At 70.9% G+C, this 20,623-nt stretch carries 19 protein-coding genes; 11 read left to right on the plus strand and 8 right to left on the minus strand.

What is annotated here, in order from left to right:
- The first annotated feature begins 4 nt into the window (after positions 1-4).
- Positions 5-253: a CsbD family protein gene (locus R9X41_RS06860; protein ID WP_318634136.1), complete on the plus strand. Its 249-nt coding sequence runs from the start codon at positions 5-7 to the stop codon at positions 251-253.
- Between the two features lie 106 nt (positions 254-359).
- On the opposite strand, the gene R9X41_RS06865 is transcribed toward R9X41_RS06860, so the two are convergent.
- On the minus strand, positions 360-1,157 hold the full coding sequence (locus R9X41_RS06865) for an IclR family transcriptional regulator (protein ID WP_318634137.1): 798 nt from the start codon (positions 1,155-1,157) through the stop codon (positions 360-362).
- A gap of 102 nt (positions 1,158-1,259) precedes the next feature.
- Here R9X41_RS06865 and R9X41_RS06870 point away from each other — a divergent pair, with 102 nt between their 5' ends.
- From R9X41_RS06870 to R9X41_RS06890, 5 genes are read left to right on the plus strand one after another with little or no spacing between them, the layout of a single operon-like run.
- Complete coding sequence (locus R9X41_RS06870; RefSeq protein ID WP_318634138.1) at positions 1,260-2,264, plus strand: tripartite tricarboxylate transporter substrate binding protein; 1,005 nt, start codon at positions 1,260-1,262, stop codon at positions 2,262-2,264.
- A 37-nt stretch (positions 2,265-2,301) separates the two neighbouring features.
- The gene (locus R9X41_RS06875) at positions 2,302-3,822 is read left to right on the plus strand and encodes a class I adenylate-forming enzyme family protein (protein ID WP_318634139.1); all 1,521 of its coding nucleotides are present in this window, start codon (positions 2,302-2,304) and stop codon (positions 3,820-3,822) included.
- A 28-nt stretch (positions 3,823-3,850) separates the two neighbouring features.
- Positions 3,851-4,651 carry a citryl-CoA lyase gene (locus R9X41_RS06880; protein WP_318634140.1) on the plus strand — a complete coding sequence of 267 codons (801 nt, stop codon included), beginning with the start codon at positions 3,851-3,853 and terminating at the stop codon, positions 4,649-4,651.
- Positions 4,651-5,391: an SDR family NAD(P)-dependent oxidoreductase gene (locus tag R9X41_RS06885; protein ID WP_318634141.1), complete on the plus strand. Its 741-nt coding sequence runs from the start codon at positions 4,651-4,653 to the stop codon at positions 5,389-5,391. The genes R9X41_RS06880 and R9X41_RS06885 overlap by 1 nt, the downstream gene beginning before the upstream one ends.
- Positions 5,388-6,221 (plus strand): SDR family NAD(P)-dependent oxidoreductase, encoded by an 834-nt coding sequence (locus tag R9X41_RS06890; RefSeq protein ID WP_318634142.1) that lies wholly within the window; start codon positions 5,388-5,390, stop codon positions 6,219-6,221. Before R9X41_RS06885 ends, R9X41_RS06890 begins: the two co-directional genes overlap by 4 nt.
- 21 nt (positions 6,222-6,242) lie before the next feature.
- Here R9X41_RS06890 and R9X41_RS06895 read toward each other — a convergent pair whose 3' ends face one another.
- Positions 6,243-7,514 (minus strand): Gfo/Idh/MocA family protein, encoded by a 1,272-nt coding sequence (locus R9X41_RS06895; RefSeq protein WP_318634143.1) that lies wholly within the window; start codon positions 7,512-7,514, stop codon positions 6,243-6,245.
- Between the two features lie 295 nt (positions 7,515-7,809).
- Between R9X41_RS06895 and R9X41_RS06900 the strand changes: the two genes are divergently transcribed.
- Entirely contained in the window at positions 7,810-8,652 is an 843-nt protein-coding gene (locus R9X41_RS06900; protein ID WP_318634144.1) for a dienelactone hydrolase family protein, read from the plus strand.
- A gap of 76 nt (positions 8,653-8,728) precedes the next feature.
- On the opposite strand, the gene R9X41_RS06905 is transcribed toward R9X41_RS06900, so the two are convergent.
- From R9X41_RS06905 to R9X41_RS06930, 6 genes are all read right to left on the minus strand, one after another.
- On the minus strand, positions 8,729-9,556 hold the full coding sequence (locus R9X41_RS06905; RefSeq protein ID WP_318634145.1) for an IclR family transcriptional regulator: 828 nt from the start codon (positions 9,554-9,556) through the stop codon (positions 8,729-8,731).
- An 84-nt stretch (positions 9,557-9,640) separates the two neighbouring features.
- Positions 9,641-10,651, minus strand: coding sequence for a Bug family tripartite tricarboxylate transporter substrate binding protein (locus tag R9X41_RS06910; RefSeq protein WP_318634146.1), 1,011 nt, complete (start codon positions 10,649-10,651; stop codon positions 9,641-9,643).
- Between the two features lie 10 nt (positions 10,652-10,661).
- Positions 10,662-11,663 (minus strand): Bug family tripartite tricarboxylate transporter substrate binding protein, encoded by a 1,002-nt coding sequence (locus R9X41_RS06915; protein ID WP_318634147.1) that lies wholly within the window; start codon positions 11,661-11,663, stop codon positions 10,662-10,664.
- A gap of 33 nt (positions 11,664-11,696) precedes the next feature.
- Positions 11,697-12,467: an SDR family oxidoreductase gene (locus R9X41_RS06920; RefSeq protein WP_318634148.1), complete on the minus strand. Its 771-nt coding sequence runs from the start codon at positions 12,465-12,467 to the stop codon at positions 11,697-11,699.
- Positions 12,464-15,229, minus strand: coding sequence for an oxidoreductase (locus R9X41_RS06925; RefSeq protein ID WP_318634149.1), 2,766 nt, complete (start codon positions 15,227-15,229; stop codon positions 12,464-12,466). Before R9X41_RS06925 ends, R9X41_RS06920 begins: the two co-directional genes overlap by 4 nt.
- A 6-nt stretch (positions 15,230-15,235) precedes the next feature.
- A complete protein-coding gene (locus tag R9X41_RS06930; protein ID WP_318634150.1) occupies positions 15,236-16,531 on the minus strand; it encodes an ABC transporter substrate-binding protein in 1,296 nt (431 codons plus the stop codon).
- Between the two features lie 140 nt (positions 16,532-16,671).
- On the opposite strand from R9X41_RS06930, the gene R9X41_RS06935 reads away from it, so the two are divergent.
- The 4 genes from R9X41_RS06935 to R9X41_RS06950 are packed head-to-tail and all read left to right on the plus strand — an operon-like array spanning position 16,672 to position 20,618.
- Complete coding sequence (locus R9X41_RS06935) at positions 16,672-17,853, plus strand: thiolase family protein (protein WP_318634151.1); 1,182 nt, start codon at positions 16,672-16,674, stop codon at positions 17,851-17,853.
- Between the two features lie 46 nt (positions 17,854-17,899).
- The gene (locus R9X41_RS06940; RefSeq protein ID WP_318634152.1) at positions 17,900-18,664 is read left to right on the plus strand and encodes an SDR family NAD(P)-dependent oxidoreductase; all 765 of its coding nucleotides are present in this window, start codon (positions 17,900-17,902) and stop codon (positions 18,662-18,664) included.
- The gene (locus R9X41_RS06945; RefSeq protein ID WP_318634153.1) at positions 18,664-19,461 is read left to right on the plus strand and encodes a crotonase/enoyl-CoA hydratase family protein; all 798 of its coding nucleotides are present in this window, start codon (positions 18,664-18,666) and stop codon (positions 19,459-19,461) included. The genes R9X41_RS06940 and R9X41_RS06945 overlap by 1 nt, the downstream gene beginning before the upstream one ends.
- Before the next feature lie 44 nt (positions 19,462-19,505).
- Complete coding sequence (locus tag R9X41_RS06950; protein ID WP_318635167.1) at positions 19,506-20,618, plus strand: CaiB/BaiF CoA transferase family protein; 1,113 nt, start codon at positions 19,506-19,508, stop codon at positions 20,616-20,618.
- Positions 20,619-20,623 lie beyond the last annotated feature (5 nt).

The raw sequence follows: 20,623 nt of genomic DNA on the forward strand, positions 1-20,623 counted from the left end.
ACCCATGTTGGACCAAGCTGAAGGCACCGTACAGAAACTCGCAGGCCGCGTGCAGGACGCCGTCGGCGCCGTGACCGGAGACACCTCCACCCAGGCCGAGGGCAAGGCCCGCCAAGCCGCTGGCGAGGCGCAAAAGACCTATGGGGAAGTGGTGGACCAGATCCGCGAGACCGCGGTGACCAATCCCCTGGTCAGCGTCGCCGTGCTGGTGGGCCTGGGATTCGTCCTCGGCGCGGTCTGGACCAAGCGCTAGATCCAGGCGCTTCGATCAAAAAGCCCTCCGACGAGGGCTTTTTTCATGGGCGGCGCCCAAATGTGGCCGACCTTCGCGGCCGTGGTGCAGCGTAGTCGAGTCGGTCTCACAGCCCGGCGGGCAGCAAGTTCTCCAGCGCCTCCCGCATGCGCCGCGCGATCAACTGCTGCCGCTGGCGTGGCATGCGGTCCTGCGGCGCGGCCACGCTGATCGCGGCCACCGGCTGGCCGTCGGTCGCCAGCACCGGCACGCCGACACCCAGCGTGCCTTCGATCACATGGTTGCCCACCACCGACCAGCCGCGCTCGCGGGTCGCGGCGACCAGGATGTCCATGCGTTCAGGCGTCATGCCGCCATAGCGCGGCAGGGCCTGCGCGTTGGCCGCCACGATGGCGGCCGACTCGGCCGGCGGCATCGCCGACAGCAAGGCCAGCCCGGCAGCGCCCACGCCCAGCGGCTGGCGCCGGCCCACCTCCACCACCAGCACCTGGATCGGCTGTGTGCCCAGCTGCCGGGCGATGCAGTGCGACATCCGGCCCTCGGCCACCACCGCGAACGACGGCTCGCCGCAGGCCGCGCTTACTCGGGCCAGCACTGGCTGCAGGCGCGCCGCCAGGTCGTCGGCTGGCGGGGGCTGCAACAGGGCCCGGGCGCGCGGACCCGGCGCGTAGCGCCAACGGTCACGCTGGACCACGTAGCCGCTTTCGATCAGCGTCGCCAGCAAACGGTAGACGGTAGCCCGCTGCAGCCCGCAGGCGCGGCACAGCCCGGCCACCCGCACGCCTTCGCCGCGGTGCTGCAGCACTACGTCCAGCAGTTGCAGGCCGCGCCGCAGCGTGCGGCTGCCGGCATCGATCGAATCGTCCGGCTGGCGGACGTTCTGGCTGGCGGTGGAGGAGGGCATGGCGAAGAATCGATGGCGGTCGGTCGCGATGGACGGATTGTCCCCCCCCGGACAGTCAAGCCTTGCGGCGAACCGACCGCCACCATAAAGACGGAGACAGACATGCACTCGATTCACTCGCCCCGCCGGCGTGCGCTGGCGCTCGCCGCCGGCGTCGCCCTGGCCGGCTTGCTCGCACCGATGGCCGCTTTGGCCCAGCCCGGCGCCGCCGCTTATCCCACCAAGCCGGTGCGCCTGGTCGTGGGCTATGCGGCCGGCGGCGCCACCGACGTCATCGCGCGCCTCATCGCCATCAAGCTCAGCGAGCAGATGGGCCAGCAGTTCGTGGTGGACAACCGCGCCGGCGCCAACAGCAACGTCGGCGCCGACATCGTGGCGCACTCGCCGCCGGACGGCGCTACGCTCTACCTGTTCACCATCGCCAACACCATCAACGCGACGCTCTACGACAAGCTCAATTTCGATGCACAGAAGGACTTCGAGCCGGTTGGCCTGATCGCACGGGTGCCCAACATCCTGGTGGTCAACCCCAAGCTGCCGATCAAGTCGGTGGCCGAGTACCTGAAGTTCGCGGCCGACTCGCCCAACGGCATCACCTTCGCCTCGTCGGGCAGCGGCTCGTCCATCCATCTCTCCGGTGAGATGTTCAAGATGGTCTCCAAGGCCAACATGCTGCACGTGCCCTACAAGGGCAGCGCGCCGGCGGTGACCGACCTGCTCGGCGGCCAGGTGCAGTCGATGTTCGACAACACGCCCTCGTCGATGCCGCATGTGCAGGCCGGCCGGCTGCGGGCCATCGCCATCACCAGTGCCAAGCGCTCGCCGCTGCTGCCGGACGTGCCCACCATCGCCGAGTCGGGCTATCCCGGCTTCGACGTGCAGTCGTGGTTCGCCATCGCCGCGCCCACCGGCACGCCGCGCGCCATCGTCGAGCGGCTCAACACCGAGCTCAACAAGGCCCTGGCCCTGCCCGACGTGAAGAAGCGCCTCGACGAACTCGCCGCCACGCCCGACCCCGGCACGCCCGAGCAGCTGCGCACCTTCATCGCCGCCGAAACCAGGCGCTGGAACGAGGTGGTGAAGGCTTCCGGCGCCAAGGCCGAATGACCCGTTTCTGACACCAGCGACAAAAAGGGAGTTTTCCATGTACCCCATCGACTTCTTCTGGCGAGCGGCCGAACGATGGCCCGCGCGCTGCGCCATCGATTCGCCCGAAGGCCGGCTGAGCTTCACCGAACTGGCCGCGCAGGTGCGGGCGCTGGCGGCCGGTTTCGTGGCGATCGACCCCGCGCCGCAGAGCCGGGTCGGCATCTGCGCCAAGAACAGCGCCGAACACATCGTGGCCCTGCTGGCCACGCTGGCCTGCGGCAAGGTCTGGGTGCCGCTCAATCCGCGCAGCACGCGGCCCGAACTGCGTCGGCTGGTCGACGCCACCGAGCCGACGATCCTGGTGGTGGAGGAAGCCTGTGCCGACCTGCTCCAAGGCGCGCCCGGCCAACGGGTGCTGAGCCAGGCGGCGGGCGACGATGCCGGCATGCCCACCGTGGCCGGCCTCGTCGCCCGCCATGCCGGTGCGCCGCAGCCGGTGATCGACCTGCCGGCCGACGCCACCCAGGCGATCAAGTTCACCGGCGGCACCACCGGCGCGCCCAAGGGCGTCATGCAGCCCTACCGGGCGTGGGTGGCCAACATCTGCAACCAGATCCAGGCCTGGGGTTTCGACGAGCACGAACGCTACGTCATGGCCGCGCCGATCACCCACGGCACCTCCACCTATGTGCTGCCGATCCTGGCGCAGGGCGGCTGCCACGTGCTCATGGCCGATGCCGGCGCCGAGGCCGTGCGCACCGCCTTCCGCGACCGCGCCGGCACCGTCTGTTTCATGCCGCCCACGCTGGTCTACATGCTGATGGCGCTGCCGGGCGTATCGCGTGCGGACTTCCCCTCGCTGCGCCGGCTGATCTACGGCGGCGCGCCGATGCCGCCGGAAAAGATCCGCCAGGTGCGCGACTTCTTCGGCCCGGTGCTCTGCACCACCTACGGCCAGACGGAGGCGCCGCAGATCCTCACCGCCATGCGCCCGGCGGACTTCGAAGACCCCGACAACTGGGCCTCGGTCGGCCGCATCACCTGGCTGACCGACCTGGCCATCATGGCGCCCGACGGCCGCCTGCTGCCGCGCGGCGAGGTGGGCGAGGTGGTGGCGCGCGGCGACCTGCTCATGACCGGCTACTGGCGCCTGCCCGACAAGAGCGCCGAAACCCTGGTCGACGGCTGGCTGCACACCGGCGACCGCGGCCTGCTCGACGAGCGCGGCTACCTCTACCTGAAGGACCGCCTGAAGGACCTGGTCATCACCGGCGGCTTCAATGTCTATCCGATCGACGTGGAGAACGCGCTCGGCCAGCACCCCGACGTACACGAATGCGCCGTCTTCGGCGTGCCCGACGACAAGTGGGGCGAGGCAGTGCACGCGGCGGTGCAGCTGCGCCCCGGCGCCTCGGAAGACGCCACGGCGCTGACGGCCTTCGTGCGCGAAAGGCTCGGCCCGGTGCACACGCCCAAACACATCCATTTCTACGAGAGCCTGCCGCGTTCGCCGGTCGGCAAGGTGCTGAAGACGGCCGTGCGCGACGACGCGCTCAAGGCGCTCGCCACCACCTGACAAGCTTCCATCCCAGGAGACAGACCACATGACCGCATCCCTGCCCGACAAGGCCCAAGGCCCCGTCACCCGCCTCTGCACCCACACCCTCACCAGCCTGCACTACGGCGACGCCGACCTGGTCGAGGACCTGCTCGGCAAGAAGACCTTCACCGAAGTCATGCTGATGCAGATCCTGCAGCGCGCGCCGCGCCCGGTCGACATGCGCATCACCGACGCGGTGCTGATCGTGCTGATGGAGCACGGCCTCACGCCGAGCGCCATCGCTACGCGGCTCATCTACATGAGCGCACCGGAAAACCTGCAGGGCGCCGTCGCCTCCGGCCTGCTGGCCGTGGGCAGCAGCTTCGTCGGCACCATGGAGAACTGCTCGGTGCTGCTCGACCGCATCCAGGCCGCGGCCGACCCGCAGGCCGAGGCGCTGGCCATCGCTCGCCACCACAAGGCGCAGCGCAGCGCGGTGCCGGGCTTCGGCCACCACCTGCACAAACCGGTCGACCCGCGCGCCTACAAGCTGCTGGACCTGGCCCGTGCCGAGCCCGAACTCCAGGGTGACAAGGTGCGCGCGCTGGAGCAGCTCTCCACCGCCGTCGACGAGGTGGCCGGCCGCCCGATCACCATCAACGCCACCGGCGCAGTCGCCGCCTTGCTGGGCGAGATCGGCGTACCCACGGCGGTGATGCGCGGCTTCGCCGTCATCTCGCGTGCCGCCGGCCTGGTGGCGCACATCGTCGAAGAGCAGCAGAGCCCGTCCGGCCGTTTCATCTGGGACACCATCGACCACGCTATTCCTTACGTGGGCCAGGGTGGCAAGGGGGATCACGCCTGATGACCGCGAGCCCCGACACGCAAAAAGAGACGGTACTGGTCACCGGCGGCAGCCGCGGCATCGGCCGCGCCACGGTGGAGCGTCTGGTGGAAGACGGCTACGCGGTGGTCAACCTCGACATCGCCGCGCCGCTGCAACTGGCGGCCGGCGAAACGCACATAGCGGTCGACGTGTCCGACGAAGCCGCGCTGCGCCAGGCCCTGGCCGAGGCCACCGCGCGCGGCCCGATCACGCGGCTGGTGAACAACGCCGGCATCGTGCGGCCGGCCGGCATCGACGCCGCCACCATCGGCGACCTGCACGCCGTGACGGCGGTCAACCTGGCGGCCTCCATCGCCTGCGTGCAGGCGCTGCTGCCGGCGATGCGCGCGGCGAAGTTCGGCCGCATCGTCAGCATCTCCAGCCGGGCCGCGCTCGGCAAGGGCGAACGCATCGCCTACGCCGCCACCAAGGCCGGCGTGCACGGCTTGGTGCGCACCCTGGCGCTGGAGCTGGCGGCCGACGGCATCACGGCCAACGCCATCGGCCCGGGGCCGATCGCCACCGAGCTGTTCGAGCGGGTCAACCCGCCCGGCGCGCCGTCCACGCAACGCATCATCGACACGATTCCGCTGCGCCGCATGGGCCAGCCGGCCGAGGTGGCGCACCTGGTGGCCTCGCTGCTCGACCGGCGTGCGGGCTACACCACCGGCCAAGTGCTGTACGTCTGCGGCGGCATGACGGTGGGGCTGGCGCCATGAGTGACACCCGCGACATTCGCGCCCAGGCCTTGCCGCTCGACATGAGCGGCCGCACCGTCTTCGTGGCCGGCGGCGGCTCGGCCGGTCCCGGCTGGAGCATCGGCCGCGCCTCCTGCGTCACCTATGCCCGGCTCGGCGCCCGGGTGTGCGTGGCCGACCGCGATGCCGCATCCGCCGAGGAAACCACCGCGCTCATCCGCGCCGAGGGCGGGCAGGCCGTCACCCTGGTCGGCGACGTCGCGGTCGAATCCGATGTGGCGCGCCTCTTCACCAAGGCCCGCGCCGCCTTCGGCCCCATCGACGCGCTGCACCACAACGTGGGCATCGGCAAGACCGGCGGGCCGATGGAGACCGGGCTGGACGACCTGGAGCGCATCCACGCGGTCAACGTCGGCAGTCTGCTGCTCACCACGCGTCAGGTGCTGCCCGAAATGGCGGAGCGCGGACGCGGCGCCATCGTGGCCATATCGTCCATCGCGGGCATGCGCTACCTGGGCTATCCGCACCTGGCCTATGGCGTGACCAAGGCGGCGGTGGAGCAGTTCGTGCGGCTGGTGGCGCACCAGTACGCCGGCAACGGCATCCGCGCCAACACGGTGGTGCCGGGGCTGATCGACACCCCGCGCATCGCCCACACGGTGGCCAGGATGTTCGACGCGCAGGACCTGGACGCCGCTCGCGCCGCCCGCGCCCGGCAGGTGCCCGTGGGCCGCATGGGCAGCGCCTGGGACGTGGCCCATGCCTGCGCCTTTTTGCTGTCCGACGCGGCGGCCTATGTGACCGGCACCGAACTGGTGGTGGACGGCGGCATCACCGGCAAGTTCGTCTGATCCGCGCGGCCGGTCGGCCGGTCAGGCTGTCTTGACCGGCCGTCCGGTGCGCGCCGACTCGTAGATCGCCTCCATCAGCACCTGGTCGCGCAGGCCTTCCTCGCCGGGCGTGCGCGGCGTGCGGTCCAGGCGCACGCATTCGGCGAAGTGGTCGATCTCGGCGGCGAACTGGTTCTTCGGCGGCAAGGTCACCTCGGTCTGGCCCTTGCTGTCTTCCACGCGTTGTCCGATCAGAAGGCGCTGGCCCTGGTATTCGTAGGCGCTGGGCATGTCGATACTGGCTTTTTCCAGCTCCAGCCGCTGCCACTTGTTCTCGCGGCCGCCGTAGCTCGTCATGCAATGGGCCACCAGGCCGGAAGGAAAACGCAGGCTGAAGTCGACCGTTTCCTCCACCTCGGCATAACGCGCATCGCCCGGCGGGCTGAAGAGGTGGGCATAGACCTCCACCGGCTCCTCGCCCGTGATGAAACGCACGGTGTTCAGGCAGTACAGCCCGATGTCGGGCAGCGAGCCGCCGCCGGACAGCGCCTTCTTGTGGCGCCATTGTTGCGCCGCGTCGGCCGCGGCGGTCTGCACGTTGACCGCCGTGAAGCCGACCAGGCGGCCGAAGGTCTTGTCCTGCACGAAGCGTCGCACCCGCTGGTTGTGCGGCTGGTAGTGGATGCGGTAGGCCACCATCAGCTTGACCTTGGCCCGCTCGCAGGCCGCCACCATGGCGCGTGCCTCGGCCGAGCTGACGGCCATGGGCTTCTCGCACAGCACGTGCTTGCCGATGGCCGCCGCCCGCTCCACGTATTCGCGGTGCAGGGCATTGGGCAGCACGATGTAGACCGCCTGCACCTCGGGGTTGTCGCGCAGCTTCTCGAAGTCGGCATAGCTGTGGCAGGCCTCGGGCGCGATGCCGTACTGGCGGGCCACCACTTTCATTTTTTCGGGCGAACCGGACACCAGCGCCACCGGCCGGGCCTGGGTGCTCTGCGCGAAGGCCGGCAGGATCTGTTCCAGCGACAGCCGGCCGAGTGCGACGATGGCGATGCCCATGCGTTCGGATCGGGGCAGCGGCGCGGTCGGCGGCGAGGAGGGCGCGTCGGCCGGTCCGCGCCATTCTGGGAACACGATGCGCCCGTTCTCCACGTGGCCGGTGTCGACCGGGCTGGGGCCGGGCAGGGCCGTGGCGGCCTGTACGACACCGCCGGCCGACAGGGCCATGCCGGTCGTGCCGATGCCGATGCGTTGCAAGAGCTTGCGGCGCCGGGGCGCCTGGAGAAGCGAGGAGTCGGTGGTATGGGTCATTCGCACAGTCTTACCGCTGCGGGCCCGGCGTTTTGCAGGACGGCACCGATTGGGCTGCGGGCGGTCTTCTCGTTCGGGCGTGTTCGGGCGGCCGGCGCGCCGCCGTCGTGGCTTCGCCCGCGTTCTCGACCCCGCGCACCAGCGGCTATCGCGCGAGTCGCTGCTCGGTCTCCCCCCATGCGCTCCGCGCCCGGCCCGCATCGCTCACGGTCGTTCGAACGGCGTGGAGTTGCTCGCCATGGCGACTTGTGGCACAAGCCTGCGTGCCAAGTGATCAAAACCCGGAGTAATCGACATGTGTGATTCGCACGACCAGGAAGAACTCAAGCAATACACCCGCCGCGACTTCGCCGCGTGGGCCGCGGGCGCCAGCGTGCTGGCCGCGCTGCCCCGCGTGGCCAATGCCGTGGCGGTAGCCGAGCGCGACGTCACCATCACCACGCCCGACGGCGAATGCGACGCGTATTTCGTCGCGCCCACCTCCGGCGCCGCGCCGGCCGTGCTGGTCTGGCCCGACGTGTTCGGCCTGCGCCCGGCGTTCCGGCAGATGGGGCGGCGACTGGCCGAATCCGGCTACACCGTGCTGGTGGTGAACCCGTTCTACCGCCAGAAGAAGGCGCCCACCGCGCCCATGGGCGGCAAGACGCCCATCGCCGAAGTCATGCCGCTCATGCAGGCGCTCACCCCCGCCATGCACCTGAGCGACGGCAAGACCTTCGTGGCCTGGCTCGACGCCCAGCCCCAGGTCGACAAGACCCGCAAGATGGGCACCACCGGCTACTGCATGGGCGGCCCGATCGCGGTGCGCACCGCCACCGTGGCCCCCGACCGCGTGGGCGCCGTCGGCACCTTCCACGGCGCGGCCATGGTCACGGCGGCGCCCGACAGCCCGCACCGCCTGGTCGGCCAGACCAAGGCCAGCTACCTGATCGCCGTGGCCGAGAACGACGACAAGAAGGATCCCGAAGCCAAGGTGGCGCTGCGCACCGCGCTCGAAGGCGCCAAGCTGCCGGCCGAGGTCGAGGTGTACGCGGCAGCGCACGGCTGGTGCCCGCCCGACACCCAGGTCTACGACGCCGCCCAGTCCGAGCGCGCCTGGTCGCGTTTGCTGGCTACCTTCGACAAGGCGCTGGCCTGATCCGAACGGGACAGCGCGCCCGAGCAGCAAGAAGAAGGGTGCGATTCGTCGCGCCCTTTTTTCGTTCCGGCCGGCCTCAGCCGCGCGGCGTGCCCAGCGCCGTCTGTACCGAGTCGACCAGCGTGGCCAGCCGCATGCCGAGGTCGGAGAGCAGTTCCGGTTCTTCGGAGAGCCGGAAGGCCGGCACGGTGCAGCCAAAGACGAAGCGACGGTCGTCGATCAGCCGCAGCACCGGCACCGCCACGCCAATGGTGTTGCGGTGCAGCTCGCCCTGGTTGCGGCAGTAGCCGAGGCTGGCGAGTTCGTCGCGCGTCTGCTGGAGTTTTTCGTCCAGCCAGTCGGCGCGCTCGGGATGCTGGCGCAGGATGCCCTGCACCGCTTCGTCGAGCCGGGCCGGCGGCAGCAGCGTGAGAAACGCCCGGCCGGTCGACGATTTCGACAGCGACACCGAGGTGCCCATCTCCGGACGGGAGACCGAATTGCCGCGCCCCTGGATCGCCTCGATGAAGATCAGCCGCTCGTCGTCCGTGCTCGACGCGAGGGTGACCTGGCCGCGTGCGTAGTCGGCGAACTCCTGCATCAGCGGACGGGCGATGGAGCGGATCGTCATGCTGGCCAGCAGGGGCGAGGCCAGGCTCAGCACGCCCGGGGCCAGCATGTACTTGCCGCGACGCTCCGAGTAGTGCACCAGGCCCAGCTCGCGCAGCGTGGCGATCAGGCGGAAGGCGGTGGCCTTGGGCAGCCCGGACCGGTCGACCAGGTCCTTGCCGCTCAGGTCGTATTCGGCGGTGGTGAAGCAGCGCAGGATGCGGATGCCCCGGGCCAGGGCACTCTGTGGCGCATCGGACGCCGGTGTTTCGTCGGCGGCGTCGGTGGTGTCCGGGGCGGAAGAGGTACCTGTCATGTGAATGCTTCGGTCGATGTTTGAGACGCGTGTCCCAAAAATTCCGAATTCTAGGTTCCTCGATGGGATCGCCAAGCCCGGGCCTCAAAAGTTCTCGCGGGCGCCGGAGGCCTCTACCGCACGGGCCCATTTCACCCGCTCACGTTCCACGAAGCCCGCGAACTCGGCCGGTGTCGACACGCCGGACTGCCCGCCGAGCTGGCGCAGCCGGTCGGCGAAGGCCGGCGTACGCAGGATGGTGTCGAGCGTGTCGACGACCGCCGCCGTGCGCGCGGCCGGCACGCCCGCCGGCGCGAAGAGCGCGAACCAGCCGGTGATCTCCATGTCGGGAAAGCCGGCCTCGGCCATGGTGGGCAACTCCGGCGCCTGGGTGATGCGGCGGGCGCTGGTGAGGGCCAGGCCGCGCACGGTGCCGCCCTTGAGGTGCGATTCGGAGGTGGGGAAGTTGTCGAACATGAAGTCGGTCTCGCCCGCGATGACCGACTGCAGCCCGAGGTTGGCGCCCTTGTAGGGCACGTGGGTGGCACGGATGCCGGTGCGCAGCTTGAAGAGTTCGCCCGACAGGTGCGTGGTCTGGCCGATGCCCGACGACGCGAAGGACAGCCCGCGTTCGCTGCGCCGGCCTTCGGCCACCAGTTCCTCCACCGACTTCCAGGGTGCCCCGGGCCGCACGATCAATACGTTTGGAAAGGCCAGCACGTTGTTGAGCGGCTGCAGGTCGGCCGGGCCGTAGGGCAGCCGGGCGTACAGGCTGTAATTGATCGCGTTCGGCCCGGTGTTGCCCATGAGCAGGGTGTGGCCGTCGCGCGGCGCGGCCAGCGCGGCCTGCACGCCGATGATGCCGCCGGCGCCGGGCCGGTTGTCGACCACGACCGACTGGCTCCAGGCATCGCCGAGCTCGCGGGCGAGCAGCCGCGCGACGATGTCGCCGCTGCCGCCGGCGGGGCCGGGCACCACGATGGTGACGGGGCGTCGCGGAAACGGTTCGGCGCCGGCGCCCCGGGCGTAGGCGCCGTGGCCGATCAGGCCTGTGGCGGCCAGCGCGGCGTGCTGCAGCACCTGGCGGCGGCGTTGGAGGAATCGATGGTCTGCCATGGCCGCGCCCTCAGTTCTTCAGCACGCCGGTCTCGCGGATCATCCGCGCCCAGCGCTCGCGCTCGCCCGCGAGAAAGGTCACCGACTCCTGCGGCGTCAGCCCGGTCGGGGTGACGCCCATGGCCACCATCTGCTCGCGGATGGCGGGCTGGCGCACGGCGCCCAGCATGGCGGCGCTGAGCCGCGCGATGGCCGGCGCGGGCGTGCCCGTCGGCACGAAGAGGCCGTTCCAGATCGGCACCGCGTAGCCCGGAAAGCCGAGTTCGGCGACGGTGGGCAGCTCGGGCATGGCGGCCGAGCGCTGGCCGCTGATGGTGGCCAGGGCGCGCAGCTTGCCGTCCTTGATGTAGGGCCGGGTGAAGGGCACGGTCATCACCGCCACGTCGAGCCGGCCTTCGATGAGGTCGGCGAAGGCGGGCGATTCGCCCTTGTAGGGCACGTGCGTCATCTGCGCGCCGGCCTGCTGGCTGAGGTATTCGATCGACACGTGCAGCGGGCCCATCGAGCCGGTCGACATGTAGCTCACCGCGCGCGGGCTGGCCTTGGCGCGCTTGAGCAGGTCGGCCAGGGTCCGGTCCGGGCTGCCGGCGGCCACCACCAGCACGTAGTCGATGTTGCAGATCTGGCCGACGGCGGTGAAGTCGCGGTCGGGTGCGTAGTCGAGCGCGGGCTGGGTCATGGGCAGCACCACGTTCGTGCCGACACCGCCGAACAGCACCGAATAGCCGTCGGCCGGCGAACGCGCGACGTTGCTCGCGCCGATGGCACCGGCCGCGCCGATGCGGTTGTCGATCACCACCGGCTGGCCGAGTTCGGGCTCCATCGTCTTGCCGAGCAGGCGGCCCAGGATGTCGGTGGCGCCGCCTGCGGCGAAAGGCACCACGACGCGGATCGGTCGCGCGGGCCAGGCCTCGGCGGCACGGGAGGAAAGGGGCCGCAGCGAGGCGAGCGGCGCCAGGGCGGCGGCGCCCAGCCAGCGGCGGCGGTGGGGGTCGGGGGATGCGGTGGGCATGGTGGTGTCTCCTGGTTCTTCTTGGCTGTCGTGTCAGAGCTTGACGGCGCTGACCGTGAGGCCGCCGTCCACGTACAGGGTCTGGCCGGTCATGAAGCCGCTGCGGTCGTCCAGCAGGAAGGCGATGAAGTGCGCCAGCTCCGAGGGCTCGGCCGCGCGCTGGAGCGGCACTGCGTCCATCAGTGCCACGGTGCGGGGATGGCCCGGCGGACTGGCGGCGCGGAACAGCTCGGTGAGCACCGGCCCGGGCGCGATCGCGTTGACCGAGATGCCGTCGCCGGCCAGCTCCAGCGCCCAGGTGCGCGTCATGCCGACGATGCCGGCCTTGGTGGCGCTGTAGGCGGTGCGGTTGACCTTGCCCAGCCCGGCGCGCGAGGAGATGTTGACGATGCGCCCGGCGCGCGCGGCCCGCATGCCGGGCACCACCGCCTGGGTGCAGAGCAGGGGCGCGAGCAGGTTGAGCCGGATCGCGTCGTCCATGTCCTGCAGGCTGCAGTCCTCGAGCGAGGTCACCGGCGACATGGCCGCGTTGTTGACCAGTCCGTGGAACGGCCCGTCGCGCAGCAGGCCGGCGAGGGTGTCGCGCAGGCTGTCGGCATCGGTCATGTCGACGGCGAGGTACTGCTCGCCGGGCGCGATGTCGTCGGGCACGGTGCGGGCCAGGCCGACCGGGCGCCAGCCGTCTTCGCGCAGGCGCTGCATCGCGGCGCGGCCGATGCCGCGGCTGGCACCGGTGACGAGCACGCGGCGGCCGGCGCCGGGGCCGGTGGCCGACGGGGAGGTGGTTTCTTCGCCGCTGCTCATCGTGCGTTCTCCTGCATCGCCAGGCGTTGCGCGGCCATGTCGCGCATCTCGTTCTTGCGCACCTTCTCGCCGTTGGGGCTGGGCGTGGTGGGAAAGCGCTCCACCTCGAACACCCGAATCGGCACCTTGTAGATGGCCAGGCGCGCGCGGCAGGCGGCGATGAGCGCGGCCTCGTCGTGGCGATAGCCGGGCTTGCCGATCACGAAGCCGACCGGTCGCACGCTGCCTTCGGCCTGCACCTCGACCACCTGGCAGGCCTGCACCGCGGGGTCGATCAGCACGGCCTCCTCGATCTCCAGCGGGTTGACCAGGTAGCCGCCGATGCGCAGCACGTCGCCGATGCGCGAGAGGTGGATGAAGCCGCCGTCCTCGGTGAGATAGGCGAGGTCGCCGGTGCGGAACCAGCCGTCTTCGGACAGCGCCTTGCGGGTGGCGGCCTCGTCGTGGAGGTAGCCCAGCATGAGGTCGGGCGTGAACAGCTCCAGCTCGCCGGTCTGGCCGGGCGGCAGCAGCTCGCCGGTGTCGAGCGAGCGCACCCGCACGGCGGCGGTGGGGCACAGGGGTATGCCGCCGGACTGGGCGCGGCGATCCAGCGAGGCGTCGAAGGGCTGGGTGGCGAAGAGCGCCATGGTTTCGGTCAGTCCGAAGCAGCCGTTCATGCGGATGCCGCGCGCTGCGGCCTGCGCCGGCAGGTCGGGCAGGCCGGGGGTGAAGTTGGCGTGGCCGAACAGCAGCAGGTCGGGCAGGTTCCAGTCGGGCGGCACCACCGCGAGCATCTTGTCGAGCTGGTCGTTGGTGCCGAAGAGATGCGTGATGCGGTGCTCGCGCAGCAGCGCGGCGCATTCGGCGGGCGCGAAGTTCTCGACGACGCTCAGCGGGGCGGCGCCCTGCATCGCGGTGATCAGCACGGTGAAGCCGAAGGCGCCGCAGCAGGGAATGGCCAGCACCAGCCGGGACGTGTCGGCCTGCACGGCGAAGCGGCGCACGATGTCGGCCGCATGGCGCACGATGCGCCGCTGCGAATGCACGATGAGCTTGGGCTCGCTGGTGGTGCCGGAAGACGACAGGATGATGCAGGGGTCGTCGGGCTGGCCGCCCGGGCCGTCGAAGGGCGCGGACGCCTCCAGCGCGGACAGCCGGTGGTGCGCCACGCCGTCGCCGAGCGCGGGCAGGGCGCCGGGCCCGTCGAGCGCCACCAGGGCGCGCAGCGTGGCGCGTTCGTCGGGCTTCAACTGCTCCAGGATCGGCGCGGCCGCCTTGCCCCGGTGCTCGGGCGCATAGAACAGCGCCACGCAGCGCGAGCGCCGCACGAAGTTGCCGATCTCGTAGGCGCCGAAACGCGGATTGAGGCTGAGCACGGTGGCCCCCACGCGGGCGCAGGCGAACAGCACCGCGATCCAGTCGGGCGTGTTGGGCAACCAGATGGCGACCACGTCGCCGCGCCCGATGCCGATGGCCGACAGGCCGCCGGCCAGCCGCTCGACACGATGGCGGAATTCGGCGCGCGGGATATCGCGGCCGTCGAAGCGCAGGCAGGCGGCCTGCGGGTCGCCCTGGGCGAGCATGGCGTGGAGCGTGTGTTCCATGGGGACGGTCGGGTCGGAAATGGGAAGAGGCTCGGGCGCGTCGGTGAAGGTCGAGGCGCGCAGGCCGGGCACGGTGGCGGCGCGCCGGCGCAGCCAGAAGCCGGCGCGGTCGCCGGCCACGGCGAAGTGGGGATCGGCGCCGAGCTTCTGCGCCGCGTCGATCGGCCAGTGCGGGTTGTGGATCAGCTCACGGCCCAGGGCCACCAGATCGGCGTGGCCGTCGGCGACGATGGCCTCGGCCTGGCGCGCCTGCACGATCAGGCCGACGGCCATGGTCGGCATGCCGGCGTGCCGGCGGATATGCGCCGCATACGGCACCTGGTAGCCCGGCGCCGCCTGGGCGCCGGCAGTGAGCGGCGAGCCGCCGATGCCGCCCGAGGAGCAGTCGATCAGGTCGACGCCGGCCGGGTGCAGCAGCCGCGCCAGCGCCACGCTGTCGTCGAGCGACCAGCCGTGGTCGACCGTGGACAGGCGCAGCAGCAGCGGCTTGTCGGCCGGCCATTCGCTGCGGATGGCCTCCACGGTCTCCATCAGGAAGCGGATGCGGTGGGCGAAGTCGCCGCCGTAGGCGTCGGTGCGCTGGTTGGCGACCGGCGACAGGAACTGCGCGATCAGGTAGCCGTGGCCGCCGTGGAGGTCGATGGCCTCGTAGCCGGCCTCGCGGGCACGGCGCGCGGCGGCGGCCCAGGCGTCGAGCACCGTGGCGATGTCGGCGAGGTCCATGGCGCGCGGCACCGGAAAACCCGGCGAGACGGCGATGGCGCTGGGGGCGACCGGCTCCCACTCGTCCCAGTCGGCGATGGCGTCGCTGCGTTCGAGCGGGCCGCGTCCCAGGTGCGGTGGTTTCTGGCGCGCCTTGCGGCCGCTGTGCATCAGCTGGATGGCGGGCACGCTGCCGCCGGCGCGGATCACCTCGGCCAGCCGGCGCAGGCCGGGCACCTGCTCGTCGCTCCAGATGCCGATGTCTCCGGTGGTGCCGCAGCCACGCCGCTCGATCAGCGTGCCTTCCTGGATGACCAGGCCGGCGCCGCCTTCGGCCAGCCGGCCCAGGTTCACCAGGTGGCGGTCGACCGGGCGGCCGTGTTCGCCGATGTACTGCCACATCGGCGAGGCGACGACCCGGTTGTTCAGATGCAGTCCGCGCAGGTCGAAGCCCGAGAAAAGCGCGCTCGTCATGGCCGCTCAGTTGCGCTTGACGAGCGGGCAGGTCGACTGTTCCAGCGGCCGGAAGGCCTGGTCGCCGGGCACGGTGGCGACCTGGGTGTAGTAGTCCCAGGGGTACTTGCTGTCCTTGGGCTGCTTGACCTTGAACAGGTACATGTCGTGGACCATCAGCCCGTCTTCGCGGATGCGGCCGTTCTTGGCGAAGAAGTCGTTGACCGGCGTTTCCTTCATCTTGCGCATCACCGCCGCCGTCTCGTCGGTGCCGGCGACCTTGACCGCCTGCAGGTAGTGCAGCGTGGACGAATAGCTGCCCGCCTGGCTCATGTTGGGCATGCGCTTCATCTTCTCGAAGTAGCGGCGCGACCAGGCCCGGGTCTCCGGCGTGGCGTCCCAGTAGAAGCCTTCGACCAGCTGCATGTCCTGCGCGGTGTTGAGGCCGATCGCGTGGATGTCGTTGATGTAGAGCAGCGCGGCGGCGATGCCCTGCTTGCTCTTGGGCGTGCCCACGCCGAATTCGCGCGCGGTCTTGATCGAATTGACCGTGTCGCCGCCCGCGTTGGCCAGCATCACCACGTCGGCATTGCTGGCCTGGGCCTGCAGCACGAAGGAGGACATGTCCGAGGCGTTGAGCGGGTGGCGCACCTTGCCCGCCGTCTTGCCGCCCACGCCTTCCAGCGCCGAGGCCGCGCCTTGCTCCAGCGCATAGCCGCCGGCGTTGTCGACGGTGACGAAGAACCAGTTCTTCTTGCCCGCCGCCACCAGGGTGCGGGCCAGGCTGCTGGCCAGCGCGTAGGAGTCGTAGGCGTAGTGCACCGAGACCGGCGAGCACAGATCCATGGTGAAGCGCTCGGTGGCCGGGCCGTTGAAGACGATCACCTTCTTCTTCTCGCGCGCCACTTCCAATACGGCCAGCGAGGGCGCCGAGCCGGTCACGTCCTGGATGGTGTCGACCTTCTGCACGTCGAACCATTCGCGGGCCTTGGCCGAGGCGATGTCGGCCTTGAGCTGGGTGTCGGCCACCAGCAGCTCGACCTTCTTGCCACCGACGCTGCCGCCGAAATCGTCGATCGCCATCTGCACCGCGGTGACGGTGCCGCGCCCGGAGATGTCGGCGTAGGGGCCACTCATGTCCAGCAGGAGGCCGATGCGGACCACGTCGTCGGAGATGCCGGCAGCCGGCGCCTGCGCCTGCGAGTTGCCCGTCGACAGCGACCCTCCCAGCACGAACGCCGCACTGGCGAGCGTGGCGGCGAGGGCCGATGCGGTGCGGCGGCGCGGCCGGGGCGCGCGCAGGAACGGATGCGGAACGGGCATGTCGGTGTCTCCTTTTTGTGCCGCGAAGTATTCATCCGGACCCAAAAATTAGAACTAGTGGAATTCCCGGTGAGTCTTATGTCTCATTTTTATTAAATTCAAATCATCTTAGTGATACAGGAGCTGGGGTGGCCTTCCAAATGAAAAACGCGGTGATCGTCGATGTGGTCCGCTCGCCGATGGGCCGCAGCAAGGCGGGCGGCGCCTTCGTCGAGCTGCATCCCAACGAACTGCTGGCGCAGGTGCTGCAGGGTCTGGTGGCGCGCAACGGGCTGGATCCGGGCACGGTGGACGACGTGCTGATCGGCTGCGTCAGCCAGGTGGGCGAGCAGTCTTCCACGCCGGGGCGCGGCGCCTGGCTGGCGGCCGGGTTTCCGGAGCACGTGCCCTCGACCACCATCGAGCGCAAGTGCGGCTCCAGCCAGCAGGCGGTGCATTTCGCGGCGCAGGGCGTGATGGCCGGGGCCTACGACATCGTGATCGCCGGCGGCATCGAATCGATGAGCCGGGTGCCGATGGGCAGCGGCCGTGTCGGCCGCGACCCTTTCGGGCCGTCATTCCAGGCGCGTTACGAGCCCGGGCTGGTGGGGCAGGGCGTGGCGGCCGAACTGCTGGCCGCCCAGTGGGGCGTGACCCGCGACGAGATGGACGCCTATGCCGCGCGTTCGCACGCGCTGGCCGAGGCGGCGCGCGTGGACGGGCAGTTCGAGCGCCAGATCGTGCCGATCCGCACCGGCGAGGGGCGGGTGCAACAGCTCGACGAAACCATCCGGCCCGGCACCACGGCCGAGAAGCTGGCCACGCTGGCACCTTCCTTCGCCCAGGACGATCTGGCCGAACGCTTTGCACAGATCCGCTGGAGCGTGACCGCCGGCAACTCCTCGCAGATCTCCGACGGAGCTTCCGCCGCGCTGATCATGAGCGAGGAGCGCGCGGTGCAGCTCGGCCTGCGGCCACGTGCGCGCTTCGTGGCGTTCGACGTCATCGGCGACGACCCGCTGACGATGCTCGGCGCGCCGATTCCCGCCACCCGGCGGGTGCTGGCCAAGGCCGGCATGCGGCTGCAGGACATCGACCGCTTCGAGGTGAACGAAGCCTTCGCCTCGGTGCCGCTGGCCTGGCAGCGGGCGCTGGACGCGGATCCGGACCGGCTCAACCCCTCGGGCGGCGCCATCGCCCTGGGCCACCCGCTGGGCGCCTCGGGCACGCGGCTGCTCGCCTCGCTGCTGGTGGGGCTCGAAGCCAGCGGCGGCCGCTGGGGCCTGCAGACCATGTGCGAGGCCGGCGGCATGGCCAACGCCACCGTCATCGAAAGGCTGTGAAGCATGAAGAAAAAGCACCTGCAGGCATTGCACGAAAGGCTCCGCCATGAAGCTCGATGACGCATCCGCCCTCGTCACCGGGGGCGCCTCCGGCCTGGGGCTGGCCACCGTGCGGCGGCTGGCGGCGCAAGGCGCCCGCGTGGTCATCGCCGACCTGCCGACATCGCGTGGCGAAGATGTGGCGCAGGAGATCGGCCCGGGCGTGCGTTTCGTCGCCGCCGACGTCACCGATGCCGACCAGATGGGCCAGGCCTTCGACGCGGCCGAAGCGATGGCGCCGCTGCGGGTGCTGGTGAACTGCGCCGGCCGGGGCGGCACGGTGCGGCTGGTGGAAAAGGACGGCAGCCCGGGCTCCCTCGAAACCTACGAAAGCATCGTGCGCATCAACCTGATCGGCAGCTTCAACGCGCTGCGGCTGGCGGCGGCGCGCATGGCCAGGTACGAACTGGTGGAGGAAGAGCGCGGCGTCTGCGTGCTGACCGCCTCCATCGCCGCCTACGAAGGCCAGATCGGCCAGATTCCGTACGCCTCGTCCAAGGCCGGCATCGTCGGCATGACCCTGGTGGCGGCGCGCGACCTGGCCAGCAAGGGCATCCGGGTGAACACCATCGCGCCGGGCATCTTCGACACGCCGATCCTGGCGCGGCTGCCCGAGCCGGTGAAGGAATCGCTGGGCAAGGCGGTGCCGCATCCGGCCCGGCTCGGCCAGCCCGACGAGTTCGCGCGCCTGGCGCTGCACATCGTCGACAACCCGATGCTCAACGGCGAAACGATTCGCCTCGACGGCGCCATGCGCATGGGACCCCGCTGATGGACACGACCACGACCGAAGAACTGCTGGTGCAGGAGCTGGACGACGGCATCCTGCTGCTGACCCTCAACCGGCCCGAGGCGCGCAATGCCGCGACGCTGCGCATCGCGCAATGCATGGCCGCGGCCATCGACGCGTTCGAGGCCCGCGACGACCTGGCGGTGGCGGTGATCACCGGCGCGGGCGGCACCTTCTGCTCGGGCATGGACCTCAAGGGCTTCCTGCGGGGTGAAAAACCCCGGGTGGAAGGCCGGGGTTTCGCCGGCATCACCGAACGCCCGCCGGCCAAGCCGGTGATCGCGGCGGTGGAGGGCTATGCGTTGGCGGGTGGCTTCGAGCTGGCGCTGGCCTGCGATCTGATCGTGGCTTCCCAGGAAGCGCGCTTCGGCCTGCCGGAAGTCAAGCGCGGGCTGGTGGCCTCGGCCGGCGGCCTGGTGCGGCTGCCGCGCCAGTTGCCCCAGCGCATCGCCCTGGAGCTGGCCATGACCGGCGACATGATGCCGGCCGCGCGGCTGTACGAATGCGGCCTGATCAACCGGCTGGTGCCGGCCGGCCAGGCGCTCGACGCGGCCATCGCCCTGGCGCGCAGCGTGGCCGACAACAGCCCGCTGGCGGTGCTGACCAGCAAGCGGGTGATCCTGGAATCGGCCGAATGGCCCGATGCCGAGAAGTTCGAGCGGCAGCGGCATTTGGTCGAGCCGGTCTTCGCCTCGCCGGACGCGCGCGAGGGCGCCGCCGCCTTCGCCGAAAAACGCAAGCCGGTGTGGACCAGCCGCGCCGTGGGGGCGGCGGGTTGAGCCCGGCGTCGGAGCCCACGCAGCCCACGGCCGGGCGCCCCGGCCTGCGCGAAACCCAGGGTCCGCTGCGCGGCGTAAGGGTGGTGGAGTTCGCCGGTCTCGGGCCGGCACCGTTCGCGGCGATGCTGCTGTCGGACATGGGGGCCGACGTGGTACGCATCGACCGGCCCGGCGCGCCGGTGGAAACACGCGACTGCACGCTGCGCGGCCGCCACCTGGCGCAGCTCGACCTCAAGAGCGCCGCCGGCCAGGCCGCCGCGCTGGCGCTGATCGAACAGGCCGACGTGCTGATCGAGGGCTTTCGCCCCGGCGTGATGGAGCGCCTGGGCCTCGGCCCCGACGACTGCCTGGCCCGGCGGCCGGCGCTGGTCTACGGACGCATGACCGGCTGGGGCCAGTCGGGGCCGCGCATGCACGCGGCGGGCCACGACATCAACTACATCTCGCTGCCCGGCGCGCTGGAGGCGATCGGCACGCGCGAATCGCCCCTGCCGCCGCTCAACCTGGTGGGCGACTACGGCGGCGGCGCGCTCTATCTGCTGACCGGGGTGCTCGCCGCGCTGCTGGAGTCGCGCACCAGCGGACAGGGTCAGGTCGTGGACGCGGCGATGTGCGACGGCGTGGCCTCGCTCATGGCGCCGATCATGGGCATGGGCGCCACCGGCCTGTGGCGGGGCGGGCGCGCCTCCAACATGCTCGACGGCGGCGCGCACTACTACCGCACCTACGCTTGCGCAGACGGGCGGCACGTGGCCGTCGGCGCCATCGAGCCGCAGTTCTACGCGCTGCTGCGGGAGCGGGCCGGGCTGGACGATCCGGCCTTCGACGCGCAGCACGACGCCGCACGCTGGCCGGCGCTGTCGGCGCGGCTGGCCGAGGTCATGAAGCAGCGCACGCGCGACGAGTGGTGCGCGCTCTTCGCCGGCACCGACGCCTGCGTGACGCCGGTGCTGAGCCTGGAAGAAGCGCCGGCCGATCCGCACCTGGCCGCGCGCGGCACCTTCGTGCAACACCAGGGCCGCTTGCAGCCGGCGCCGGCGCCGCGCTTCTCGCGCACGCCCTCGTGCATTCAGCAGGCGCCCGCCGACCGGGCCGTCGAGGTCGGCACCTTGCTCGACCGGTGGCGCGGCGCGACGCCGGGTTTCATCCAGGACTGAACCAA

Source organism: Xylophilus sp. GOD-11R, from assembly GCF_033546935.1.
Classification (GTDB): domain Bacteria; phylum Pseudomonadota; class Gammaproteobacteria; order Burkholderiales; family Burkholderiaceae_C; genus Xylophilus.